We start from the raw sequence: 13,126 nt of genomic DNA on the forward strand, positions 1-13,126 counted from the left end.
TTATAATTGATTTGAAAAAATCCGTATTGATTACGAACAGCCCATTGAGTTGCCGCAGTTTAAGCATTTATAACAAGTGCCCGAACGTACTGTGGTATGCCCGCAAACGTTGCAGCTTGGAGCATCGCTTTGTACGCCCATACTAACATCGAAAGATAAGCCTTTTCTTTGAGCATTTACAGAATTATCTGAAGATTGGGCTGATGGGTGGTATATATTGGTTTCATCAGCATTAAAATCCTCATCACCCATTTGCGGGTTTCCCAATACGCCGTTTTTATCGGTAATGATGTGTACCAGGTCGGTGCGGTCCTGGTATTCATAGCCCAGCATTCTGAAAATATAATCGATAATGGAGGTTGCACTTTTAATATTGGTATGCCCCACCACCATGCCGGCCGGCTCAAAACGGGTGAAAGTGAATTTTTCTACATACTCCTCCAGCGGAACACCGTATTGCAGGCCGATAGATACTGCAATGGCAAAACAGTTCATCAATGAGCGGAAGGTTGCACCCTCTTTATGCATATCCACAAAAATCTCGCCCAGGGTGCCGTCCTCATATTCGCCGGTGCGCACAAATACGGTTTGCCCGTCAATACTGGCTTTTTGCGTAAAGCCGCGGCGTTTGTATGGCAGGTGTTTCTTTTGCACCACGCGCGAAAGCTGGCGCATAAAATTAGTATCCTTTGATTTTTCCATGATGGCCATAGCTGCTTCAATAACCTGCTCGGGTGTCAGGTCGCTCAGTTTTACGTTGGCAGCTTCGCCTAATACTTCTTCAACCGTATCCAGCTTGTCATCAGCTTCTTCCTTAACATCTGATTTGGTTGAGAGCGGTTGAGATAGTTTACAACCGTCACGATAAAGTGCGTTGGCTTTCAGGCCCAGCTTCCACGAAAGCTCATAGCAATCTTTGATCTCATCAACTTTAGCTTCGTTGGGCAGGTTGATGGTTTTGGAGATAGCACCCGAAAGAAACGGCTGCGCCGAAGCCATCATTTTGATGTGCCCATGGGCATGGATGTACCGCTCTCCTTTTGCGCCGCATTTGTTGGCACAATCAAAAATAGGATAGTGATGTTGTTTCAGGTACGGGGCTCCTTCAATGGTCATGGTACCGCAGATATACTCATTAGCTTCTGCAATTTGTTTTTTGCTGAAACCAAGTGCGCGCAGCACGTTAAAATCCGGCGCATTATACTGCTCGGCCGTGATCCCCAACCGTTTCAAACATTCTTCGCCCAGCGACCAGATATTGAAGGCAAAGCTGATCTCAAAGGCAGATACCAGGCCCTTGTCCAATTTTTCCAGCTCATCATCATTAAAACCTTTGGCTTTAAGCGTATCTATATTGATATGCGGCGCGCCTTTTAGGGTTGCTGCACCTTTAGCATAATTAACAATAGCGGTAACCTCATGATCCTGGTAACCTAAATTGCGCAAAGCCTCGGGTACGGCTTGGTTAATGATCTTGAAGTAACCGCCTCCCGATAGCTTTTTAAATTTTACCAGCGCAAAATCCGGCTCGATACCGGTAGTATCGCAATCCATCACCAAACCGATAGTGCCCGTAGGGGCAATAACAGTAGTTTGCGCATTGCGGTAGCCATATTTTTCGCCCATTTCAACGGCCTTGTCCCAGGCGTTGCAGGCAGCCGAAAGCAGGTAATCGGGACAGATCTTTTGGTTGATGCCCGGAGGGGCAATTTCCAGACCCTCATAGTTTTCGGTAGAATTATAGGCGGCATAGCGATGGTTGCGCATCACCCTCATCATGTGCTCCTTGTTATCATTATAACAGCTGAAAGCACCCAGCTCGCGGGCCATTTCGGCCGAGGTTGCATAGGCAGTACCAGTCATGATGGCGGTAATGGCACCGCCAATAGCACGGGCCTCATCGCTGTCATAAGGAATACCGTTCACCATCAGGGCCGAGCCCAGGTTGGCATAACCAAGGCCAAGTGTGCGGTAATCATAGGATAATTGTGCTACCTCTTTTGATGGGAATTGCGCCATCAATACAGAGATTTCCAGTACAATAGTCCAGATGCGGCAGGCATGTTCAAAACCTTTTACATCAAATACGCGGGTTTGCGCATCAAAGAAATGGGCAAGGTTGATGGATGCCAGGTTGCAGGCTGTATTATCCAAAAACATATACTCCGAGCAAGGGTTAGAAGCGTTGATGCGGCCACCTTCGGGGCAGGTATGCCATTCGTTAATGGTACTATCAAACTGCACACCCGGATCGGCACAGGCCCATGCTGCAAATGCGATATCATCCCACAGTTTTTGCGACGATATGGATTTAACAGTTTTGCCGCTCATCCTGCTGGTTAAATTCCAGGCCGAGCCGGTTTTAAGCGCTGTAAAAAAACTGTTAGGAATGCGTACTGAGTTGTTGGAATTTTGACCGGATACCGTGCGGTAAGCCTCGCCTTCATAATCAGACGAATAACCGGCTGCTATAAGGGCCGCTACTTTCTTTTCTTCTTCTACTTTCCAGTTCACAAAACCCTCAATTTCGGGGTGGTCCAGATCAAGACAAACCATTTTGGCTGCCCGGCGGGTAGTTCCGCCCGACTTGATGGCCCCTGCTGCCCTGTCTCCAATTTTCAGGAATGACATCAGGCCTGATGAATAACCTCCTCCTGATAGCTTTTCGTTATCGCCGCGGATTTTAGAAAAGTTTGTGCCTACGCCCGATCCGTATTTAAAAATACGGGCCTCACGAACCCACAGGTCCATAATGCCGCCCTCGTTCACCAAATCGTCATCAACAGAAAGGATGAAGCATGCATGAGGCTGCGGGCGTTCATATGCTGAGGTTGATTTACTCAGCTGTTCTGTTACCGGGTCGACATAATAGTGCCCTTGCGGTTTGCCGGTAATTCCGTATGAGGTATGCAACCCTGTGTTGAACCACTGCGGCGAATTTGGGGCGGCCAGTTGCCCAACAATAGTATAAACTATTTCATCATAAAAGATCTCGGCATCTTTTGGTGAAGCAAAGTAACCATATCGCATGCCCCAGTCCTTCCAGCAGTTGGCCATGCGGTGGGCAACCTGTTTAATGCTTTTTTCTGATCCGGTTGTACCATCGGCCTGAGGTACGCCTGCCTTACGGAAATATTTTTGAGCCAGGATATCAGTAGCCACCTGCGACCAACCCGCCGGTACTTCAACATCGTTCATTTCAAACACAGCGTCGCCGGATGGATTGCGGATCACTGATGAGCGTTTTTCATATTTAAACAGGTCATAAACGCTGGTACCATCTTTGCTGAAATAGCGTTCGGCTCTGAGCCCCTTTTCTCCGCTTGTTGCGGGCGTCTTCCTGGTAATGTTTTTAGCCATAGTTTTTACAGATTATGATAAAATTAACTAAGTAGATCCAACACTAAAAAGGTTTAGGGGGTTTTAAGTCAAATCTATTAGTATGCTAAATAGTATAATAGCCGGAGTTTTCCACAGGGTTGGAATAACATGCATCCCTTGTTCTTATGCAAGAGAATTTAATTGATTTTTAAACACTTGCAGTGTTGATAATTAAGAATTGATGTACTTTTTAAGAAAAAAGGCACCTGCTGGCGCAAGTCTTGTGTGGTGGCTTGGAGAGCAGCTGACTTGTGACTTTTAAACTATTTTTAGGACAAGACAGAACGCTAAATCCTATTATAAGTTTACGCAACGCACAAGTCACCAACCGCTTAGATCTCTGCTCAAGACTTGCGCTAAAAATGTATTTCCTGCGGAGATGAAAACAAAAAGCCCTCAGAATTACTCCGAGGGCTTGGGTTAATTGTTATATTAAGATCAGTCAACAATTACATCTCTAAAAAATGGTCGAAAGTATCGCTGCGGATACCCAGCCTTAAGGTTTCCAATGGGATGATGTCAGTAGGTGCGATATTGCCGAGGCTCACGTTTGCACCAATCAGTTTAATGAACCAAACCTGTTGTGCTTTTTGAGGGGCTTCCCAAATGATAGTCCCTTCGGGAATCTGGGTCAGGATCTCATCAATCAACCCCTGGCGTACCTCTCCCGAATCACGATAGATACCCACGTTGCCGCTTTCACGTGCTTCGGCAATAACTTTCCATGAGCCGGCTTCAATTTCTGCATTCATCAGTTTGATCCATTTATAAGGAGCGAAGATCTTTTGAACATCTTTTGAGCCCACTTCGGATATTACTGTAACCTGTTTGGCCAGCTCGCTGATATAGTTGCATTTTACATCATGCTCTATCGTGATCGAACCGTCGGATACCTCGCAATGTTCCAGCTGGTATTTATCCAGTAAACGGCGGTAATCGTCAAACTGGTTACGCACTATAAAGGCCTCAAACAAGGTGCCCCCAAAATAAACAGGGATCCCGGCCTCGCGGTAGAGCTTTAGTTTTTGTTCAAGATTAGGTGTTACATATGACGTAGCCCAACCTAATTTTACAATGTCGGTGTACGGGCCGCCAACTTCAATAAAATCTTCAACCTGGCGCAAACTGAGGCCTTTATCCATCACCATGGTAATGCCTTTATCACGTGGTTTAGTTGTACGATCAGGAAGATGATTGATAGTGTAGTTCATTGTAATTATTTGTTATAGCCTATAACTAAAAGTTCTAACGGGGCAAAGGTCGCAACAAATATGCAGATGTGCAAATTTCAAATGTTAAATGATTTTAAAGCTCATGGTAAATTCATTGTTGTTGATAGTGAGTGGTTGATTGGGTTGATTAGGTGAGTGGTTTGATATGCTTTGATCTTGCGGCCATGCGTTTATCTTAAAACACGAAAAGACACATATTTTTATGCGTCTTTTCATGCTTTACCTTATTTAAGAGATAGAACCATTCACCTAATCAACCATTCACCAGTCTCCCTACTTAGTATACCTGTTAATAATATCCACAATCACTTTATTTTTTTGCAATTGCGGCAGGTAATCAAACAGGATATAATGTTTTTCCGGATCGGCCGCTAACGCGTATTCCAGGTTGTTAAGGGCTTCGTTATATTCGCCTTTAGCAAACAGGTAAGCTACCATGCGGTAGTAAAGTTCAGCGGCTTCGGGGTTGTTTTTGATGGCCTGAGCTATAATTTCGATAGCTTCATTAAGCTTTTGCTGCTCATAAAGTATCGACGAATAGTCCAGCCAGGCATCAATATCAAGCGGGTTTAGCTCAACCACCTTTTCGTAAGCCTTTTCTGCTTCATCTAAATGCCCAAGCTTGTATTCGGCATCGGCTATGGCAAACCAGTAATCTGCGTTGGCGATATCCAGGTCGAGCGCTTTTTTATAAAAGTGCAGGGCCTCAAAATAGCGTTCCTCAAAATCAAGGGTTACGCCAATCCCAAACCAGGCATCAGCCAGTTTCGGGTCCATCTTAACCGATTTTTTATAGAAGGCACGCGCATCATCCATTTGCTCCAGCTTTTCGTAGCATTCGCCAATGGCACAATAAGTATCGGCATTGGGTTGCTCGTACTCAAAGGTGTGGCGGTACACTTCTATAGCTTCAGCATATTTTTCAAGGTTAACCAGTGCATTGCCTTTGTTAAAATAGGCCGAAGCAAAGCTGTCCTTAATTAATATAGCATAATCATAGGCATCGATAGCTTTTTCAAACAGGCTTAGTTTGGTATAGGCATTGCCTAAATTATACCAGGCCGCGTAGCTGTAGGGCTCGTTATCGATGTATTGCTGGTAAAACTGCACGCTTTCCTGCTGGTTGTCCATTACGTCGTAGCAAAAAGCCAGTTCGTAAAGGGCATCCTGGTTTTCCATATTTTGCTTAAGGCAAAGTTTCAGGTAGGTTATGGCAGTATCATAGTCGCCCATGTTTTGATAAACATAAGCAATGTGCAGCAAGATCTCGTCGGTCTCTTCGGCAAGGTCAAGGGCCTTTTCGTAGTTCTCCAGCGCCTCAGAATAACGTTCCAGGCTTTCATACAGGTTACCGCGGATAATATAGATATCCGCGTCAGATGCTTCAAGCATGGCCGCTTTATCCAGGGCGGCAAAAGCCTCCGGAACTTTGTTGCTTACCACAAGCAGTTGGGCCTGTTTGATCAGGAAAATTGCCGCAAAAGGGTGCTGGTTTCGCGCGTACTCTGCTACCTGTAATGCCTTGGCCGGGTCATTTTTCTCGATGTAGTAGTCGATAATGTTCTCAAACGCCTGGGCATCAAAAAAGTACAAGTCCTGATTTCTGATCATTTCCTCGTACCGTTCTACCGAGAATTTTGGGTCTTCGGTAAAACCAAATTCAAATTCTTCTTCCATTCAATTTTGTTTGCAGAACATCCGCTTTAGGTTGACAAATTGCCTTGTAAAGACTTATTGAGTTCAAATTACAATAAGTAAGTCTCCAAAATGCAATTTAGTTTTCAACATTCAAACATTGTTAACAACTGTTCAATACAAAGCATTGATAATTAATGACAATGGATACAACAGGCAACGGATGGGTGATACTGAAAAATTGCCTTAAAGATTTCTACCTTTGGCAAAAGTAACAATTATGGAACCTAATATTTCAGATATCCTAAAACGTTTACATATAAACGATATTAATGATGCCTTTAGTACAGGCAGCACCTGGGGCAGCAGCGCCAGTGCCGCAGTAAAAGATATAACATCGCCGGTCGACGGCAAAAAAATAGCATCGGTAAGGCTGGCAACCGAAGCAGATTATAACCAGGCAGTTGAACAAGCCGCCAAAGCATTTAAAACATGGCGCAAAACCCCGGCACCCAAACGCGGCGAAATAGTACGCCAGATTGGTGAAGCTTTACGCGCAGCCAAGCAGGACCTGGGCACCCTGGTATCCTACGAAATGGGCAAAAGCCTGCAGGAAGGCCTGGGCGAAGTGCAGGAAATGATAGATATTGCCGATTTTGCCGTAGGCTTAAGCCGCCAGCTATATGGTTTAACCATGCACAGCGAAAGACCTGAGCACCGCATGTATGAGCAATATCACCCACTGGGTATTGTTGGTATTATTTCGGCATTTAATTTCCCGGTGGCAGTTTGGAGCTGGAACTCGCTGCTGGCCTGGGTTTGCGGTGATGTATGCATCTGGAAACCATCCGAAAAAACACCGTTAACGGCCATTGCCTGCCAGCACATAGCACAGGAAATTTTTAAAAAGAATAATATTGAAGAGGGCGTTTCATGCCTGGTTATCGGCGACCGCAACATTGGTGAGCTCATGGCCGCCGATATCCGCGTTCCCTTGGTATCTGCTACCGGCTCAACCCGCATGGGTAAAGCGGTAAGTGCCGCTGTTGGCGCGAGGCTGGGCAAAAGCCTGCTGGAGCTTGGCGGTAATAACTCCATCATCATCAGCGAAAATGCCGACCTGGATATGTCGCTCATCGGGGCGGTATTTGGCGCGGTGGGTACTGCCGGGCAGCGTTGTACCAGTACCCGCAGGCTCATTATTCACGAAAGTGTTTACGATGCTTTTAAACAAAAACTGGTTAACGCTTATAAACAGATCAGGATTGGAAACCCATTGGATGAACACAACCATATGGGGCCGCTGATTGATACCGATGCTGTTGCCTTATACCTTGATTCGATTGAAAAATGCAAGGCCGAAGGCGGCAACTTTGTAGTTGAGGGAGGTAAGCTGGAAGGTGCTGGGTATGAATCGGGTTGCTATGTAAAGCCATGCATTGCCGAGGTTGAAAATCACTTTAAGATAGTGCAGCATGAAACCTTTGCGCCTATCCTTTACCTCATTAAATACAGCACTATTGAGGAGGCAATTGAGTTGCAGAACGGTGTTCCGCAGGGCTTATCGTCGGCCATTATGACCAATAATTTGCGTGAGGCAGAACAATTTTTATCCTACGCAGGTTCTGATTGCGGAATTGCCAATGTTAACATCGGCACATCCGGGGCTGAAATAGGTGGTGCTTTCGGTGGTGAAAAGGAAACAGGCGGCGGCAGGGAATCAGGCTCGGATGCCTGGAAAGTTTATATGAGGCGACAGACCAATACTATTAACTATTCAAAAACGTTGCCTTTAGCCCAGGGGATCAAGTTTGATTTGTAGTTTCCGAACCGGGATTTGGGGGAATTTTAGAATTTATGGGATTGCTTGCCCTATTTTATAAGTAGGATAAGAAATAAAATCCTGTCCATCCCCACAATCTACCCAAATCCCGGTTCACACAGCGTTAGGGATAGTAGCGGATACCTGCCACGAGCGGAATGCCTGCAGGCGTATGAGCGGATAGCCCGGCCGAAGGTAACGCCCAAAAAATGATGACTAACATTAATGTTAGATGACACGTAAAAGCAAGAATTAAAATAAAAATTAAAAACGATTCATTCAAGTCTTTCAATTTAAAGACGCTATATAATATTAAATACTGTTCATGTTCAAATTTTGTAAGTACGTAAGCGCAACCACTTTATCAGCAGCATTATTAGTTAATTTACCGGCATCGGCACAGCAAATGCCCGCAGCCGACCCCGCCCCGCCAAAAGCCTGGCACCTGCTTGATTTAAAGGAAAGCGGCTTTTACGGCATCAGTTTAAAGCAGGCTTACTTGTTTGTACAAGGCAAAAAAAGCAAGCCTGTTGTGGTTGCCACTATCGACAGCGGTGCCGACACCCTGCAAACGGACCTGAAAACAGTGTTATGGGTAAATAAAAAGGAAATTCCGGGAAATGGTGTTGATGACGACCATAACGGTTACGTTGATGATATACACGGATGGAACTTTTTGGGCGGCCCAGGCGGCAAAGCCGACTTTACCGAAACCACAGAAGAGGTACGTGAATACAATAAACTGAAAGGTAAATATGCTTCGGTTACAGATTCAACTGCTACCAATAAAAAAGAGTATGCTTACTGGCTGCGTGTTAAAACGGTTTATGATTCAACGGCAAACAAGGCTAATACTGAAATTGGCCAGCTTTCGCCGGTAATGAACGCGCTGATGGTTACCAGCGGGTATATTAAACGCGGTCTTAATTTACCAGCCAACGGCACTTTTACCCGGGCGGACCTTGTTAAGGTAAAAGCCACCAATGACACCCTAAGCCAAAGCAAATATGTTTGGGAATCGGTGTTTTCGCAGGAAGGTGTAGGGTCGACCAATGCCAAGATCATTAAAGACCTGAGCGAGTATCTTGCAAAGCTTAATAACGATGTATCACCCGATCTTACTTCGCGGAAGCGCATTGTAGGCGATGATCCTGATACCATGGACGGCAAACCATATGGCAATAACCTGGTGAAATTTGCCGATGCGGCACATGGCACAGGGGTAGCCGGGCTCATTGGCGCGGTGCGGAATAACAATTACGGTATCAATGGTGTAGCCGACAACGTTAAACTGATGATCATTAAGGCCGTGCCCAATGGTGATGAATATGATAAGGATGTGGCCAACGCTATCCGCTATGCGGTTGACAATGGTGCCAGGGTGGTTAATATGAGCTTTGGAAAAAAGATCTCGCCGCATAAGGAATGGGTTGACGCCGCTTTTAAATATGCTGCCTCAAAAAATGTATTACTGGTGATGGCTGCCGGTAACGATAGCCAGGATATGGATACCCAGCCGGAATTTCCAAACGATACTTTTTTAGATGGCTCATCAAGCGATGCTGATAACGTGATCAGCGTCGGAGCTTCGGGGCCCAGGATAGGGCAAAACCTTGCCGGCGATTTTTCTAATTACGGCAAAAAAAGCGTGGATATTTTTGCGCCGGGGGTAAAAGTTACCTCCATTACTACCGATGCTGAGGTTGATACTGAAGACGGCACCAGCTTTTCATCGCCAATAACAGCAGGCATAGCTGCTTTAATATTAGAGTACTATCCAACCCTGAGTGCTAAACAGGTAAAGGAAGCCATTTTAAGTTCGGCTACACCGCTTAACGGCACCCTGGTATTAAAGCCCGGTAGCAAAACCGAAAAGGTTGATTTTACAACGCTTTCAAAAACAGGCGGCATTGTAAATGCATACAAAGCCTTGCAACTGGCCTCGAAAATGAAAAGTGAGGTTTTGCCAAACTAATTTCAATTTAATATGACAGTGATTTTAAAACAGAGTAAAAATCACTGTCATACAACCTTTTACCTTTAACCCTTCGCCTTTCACCTTGCCAAAAGAGCAAAATAAAAAAACACTTTCCAGTTATGGTATTTTTCTCTACATTTGCGGGCTAATTGTTGCTCATTGAAATCGCTTAAAAAATATTCGATTCCCTTTACGGGGCTTAAACTGGGGAAACACCAGTTTGAGTATGACATACAGGATGACTTTTTTGATGAGTTTGAATATTCGCTCGTTAAAAAAGCAACCCTGCATTGTGAGGTTGAACTGGATAAGCAGGAAACTATGCTGATCCTGAATTTTAAGATAGACGGCACAATTGATACTACCTGCGACAGGTGTTTATCGCAACTGCCGCAGCAGGTTGATATTACTGAACAGCAGATAGCTAAGTTCAGCGACGAGCTGATAGATGAAGACGAGGAGATCATTAGCCTTGGTAAAAACGATCATGAGATTGATATAGCCGGGCTGATTTACGAATATATTAACGTTGCAGTGCCGTTTATATCGGTTTGCGATAACGAGGGCGAAACCCCTTATTGTGATAAAGAAATGCTTGAAAAACTAAATAGTTTTTCGGCAAATGGTGAACAAAGTGAGCAAACAGACCCACGGTGGGATGCGCTCAGGAAAATGAATAAATAATTAATATTAGGATATTATGCCACATCCAAAGCGGAAATTTTCGAAATCAAGGAGAGATAAACGCAGAACGCATTACAAAGCGGAAGCTCCAACTTTAACTACCTGCCAAACTACAGGCGCTGTGCATTTGCCGCACAGAGCGTATACTGTTGATGGTAATGTTTACTACAACGGTAAAGTTCTTATTGAGAAAGCAGCAGTAGCATAAGTTTAATTTTCTGAAAATGAAGATTGGCTTAGATATTATGGGCGGTGATTACGCTCCCAAAGCAGCTGTTTTAGGAGCTATCGAAGCGTATAAAACTTTATCTGCCGACCAGAAACTGGTACTTATTGGCGATAAGGAAGTTACAGTAAGTATTCTTCAGGAAAATGGTGTAAGCCCTGATAACTTCGAGTTTGTACATACAACGGAGGTTATTGGCATGGGCGAGCATCCTACCAAAGCTATTGTTCAGAAGCCTGATTCGAGCATATCGGTTGGTTTCCAACTGTTAAAAAGCGGCGAAATCCAGGCATTCTCATCGGCTGGTAACACCGGTGCCATGCTTGTTGGCGCCATGTTCAGCGTAAAAACTATTCCGGGTGTTGTACGTCCGGCTATGACTACTATTGTACCCAAACTAAAAGGCGGTTTGGGTATTTTGTTGGATGTAGGTGCCAATGCCGATTGCAAACCCGATGTGCTTGTTCAGTTCGGCGTACTCGGCAGCTTATTTGCCCAAACCGTTTATGATATAGCTAAGCCCCGGGTTGCACTTATAAACATTGGCGAGGAAGAAGAAAAAGGTAATATCCTTAGCCAGGCCACCTACCCATTAATGAAAGCTACAACGCTGTTTAACTTTGTAGGTAATGTTGAAGGACGCGATCTTTTTAGTGAAAGCGCCGACGTTTATGTATGCGATGGTTTTACCGGCAATGTAATATTAAAGCTTGCCGAATCGTTCTATGTTATAACGCGGAAGAAACAGCTAAAGGACGAGTTTTTTGACAGGTTTAATTATGAACAATACGGTGGCAGCCCAATACTGGGTGTAAATGCTCCCGTTGTTGTTGGTCACGGCATCTCGAGCCCCGAGGCAATAAAAAACATGGTCCTTTTATCAAGGAACATGGTGGAGAGTAACCTCGTTGATAAAATAAAACAAGCATTCCAGTAATTTTATAAAGATGAGTAAAGTTCATGCCGCTATTACCGCAGTACATGGTTACGTTCCCAACTATGTATTAACCAACCAGGAACTGGAAACAATGGTTGATACAAATGACGAATGGATAACCAGCCGTACCGGTATCAAAGAGCGGCGCATATTAAAAGGCGAAGGCCTTGCTACATCTGATATGGCGGTCCCGGCCGTTACCGAGCTGCTCAAAAAACGCGGCATCGGCGCAGATGAGATCGATCTTATCATCTTTTGTACTACTACCCCTGATATGATCTTCCCGGCTACGGCAAACCTTTTAGCGCATAAAATTGGTGCTAAAAACGCATGGGGATTTGATTTACAGGCAGCCTGCTCAGGCTTTGTATATGGTTTAACAACAGGCGCCCAATTTATTGAAAGCGGCAAGCATAAAAAAGTGCTGGTTGTTGGCGGCGATAAAATGTCGGCCATTATTAACTACCAGGACCGTGCTACCTGCATCATTTTTGGTGACGGCTGCGGCGCGGTATTACTTGAGCCCAATGAAGAAGGCAACGGTGTTATCGATTCTATTTTAAAAAGTGATGGCGCGGGCAGCCAGTATTTAAACCTGAAAGCCGGCGGTTCATTGAAACCGGCAAGCCATGAAACGGTTGATGCTAAAGAACACTACGCCTACCAGGAAGGCCAGGCTGTGTTTAAATTTGCAGTAACCAACATGGCCGATGTTGCGCACGAAGTAATGGAACGCAACCAGCTTACCGGTGATGATATTGCCTGGTTGGTGCCACACCAGGCCAACAAACGCATTATTGATGCTACGGCAAACCGCACAGGTATCAGTTCAGATAAAGTGATCGTTAATATCGAGCGCTATGGTAATACAACCAACGGCACCATCCCGCTTTGTTTGTGGGAGTGGGAAAGCAAGTTTAAAAAAGGGGACAACCTTATTTTGGCGGCTTTTGGCGGCGGCTTTACCTGGGGTTCGGTATATTTAAAATGGGCTTATTGATGTGCTGATTTCAGATGTGCGGATGTGCCAATTTACATAAAGGATGTACATTCATCATATCAGAAATTTAAAACATCTGTAAAAAGTACATGTTATCTGCTTAAAGGAATTGAAAAACAGACCGCTTAACTACCATAGCCGGTCATTTTAAAAGCTAATTAATCAACACATAACTTGCATATCTGCGCATTTGCATATCTGCACATTTGACTATAACTTAGATATAAACTT

Annotated in this window: 9 protein-coding genes; 6 read left to right on the top strand and 3 right to left on the bottom strand. The window is 44.7% G+C overall.

Translation table 11 applies throughout. From position 1 onward, the window contains the following. Positions 1–30: 30 nt before the first annotated feature. From SNE26_RS20835 to SNE26_RS20845, 3 genes are all read right to left on the bottom strand, one after another. Entirely contained in the window at positions 31–3,360 is a 3,330-nt protein-coding gene (locus SNE26_RS20835; protein ID WP_321555827.1) for a vitamin B12-dependent ribonucleotide reductase, read from the bottom strand. Between the two features lie 470 nt (positions 3,361–3,830). Next, positions 3,831–4,592 (bottom strand): phosphosulfolactate synthase, encoded by a 762-nt coding sequence (locus tag SNE26_RS20840; RefSeq protein ID WP_090534791.1) that lies wholly within the window; start codon positions 4,590–4,592, stop codon positions 3,831–3,833. A gap of 294 nt (positions 4,593–4,886) precedes the next feature. Further along, positions 4,887–6,290 carry a tetratricopeptide repeat protein gene (locus SNE26_RS20845; protein WP_321555828.1) on the bottom strand — a complete coding sequence of 468 codons (1,404 nt, stop codon included), beginning with the start codon at positions 6,288–6,290 and terminating at the stop codon, positions 4,887–4,889. Between the two features lie 238 nt (positions 6,291–6,528). Here SNE26_RS20845 and SNE26_RS20850 point away from each other — a divergent pair, with 238 nt between their 5' ends. The 6 genes from SNE26_RS20850 to SNE26_RS20875 all read left to right on the top strand — a co-directional run bounded on the left by SNE26_RS20850 (position 6,529) and on the right by SNE26_RS20875 (position 12,895). Then, positions 6,529–8,070 carry an aldehyde dehydrogenase family protein gene (locus SNE26_RS20850; protein ID WP_321560048.1) on the top strand — a complete coding sequence of 514 codons (1,542 nt, stop codon included), beginning with the start codon at positions 6,529–6,531 and terminating at the stop codon, positions 8,068–8,070. Between the two features lie 325 nt (positions 8,071–8,395). Further along, complete coding sequence (locus SNE26_RS20855) at positions 8,396–10,045, top strand: S8 family serine peptidase (protein WP_321555829.1); 1,650 nt, start codon at positions 8,396–8,398, stop codon at positions 10,043–10,045. A 162-nt stretch (positions 10,046–10,207) separates the two neighbouring features. Beyond that, positions 10,208–10,732, top strand: coding sequence for a DUF177 domain-containing protein (locus SNE26_RS20860; protein WP_321555830.1), 525 nt, complete (start codon positions 10,208–10,210; stop codon positions 10,730–10,732). Positions 10,733–10,748: 16 nt separating this feature from the next. Then, positions 10,749–10,940 carry a 50S ribosomal protein L32 gene (gene rpmF, locus SNE26_RS20865; RefSeq protein WP_090534782.1) on the top strand — a complete coding sequence of 64 codons (192 nt, stop codon included), beginning with the start codon at positions 10,749–10,751 and terminating at the stop codon, positions 10,938–10,940. A 16-nt stretch (positions 10,941–10,956) separates the two neighbouring features. Then, positions 10,957–11,895: a phosphate acyltransferase PlsX gene (gene plsX, locus SNE26_RS20870; protein ID WP_321555831.1), complete on the top strand. Its 939-nt coding sequence runs from the start codon at positions 10,957–10,959 to the stop codon at positions 11,893–11,895. Between the two features lie 10 nt (positions 11,896–11,905). Beyond that, complete coding sequence (locus SNE26_RS20875; RefSeq protein ID WP_321555832.1) at positions 11,906–12,895, top strand: beta-ketoacyl-ACP synthase III; 990 nt, start codon at positions 11,906–11,908, stop codon at positions 12,893–12,895. Positions 12,896–13,126 lie beyond the last annotated feature (231 nt).

It is taken from the genome of Mucilaginibacter sp. cycad4 (genome assembly GCF_034263275.1).
GTDB lineage: Bacteria > Bacteroidota > Bacteroidia > Sphingobacteriales > Sphingobacteriaceae > Mucilaginibacter.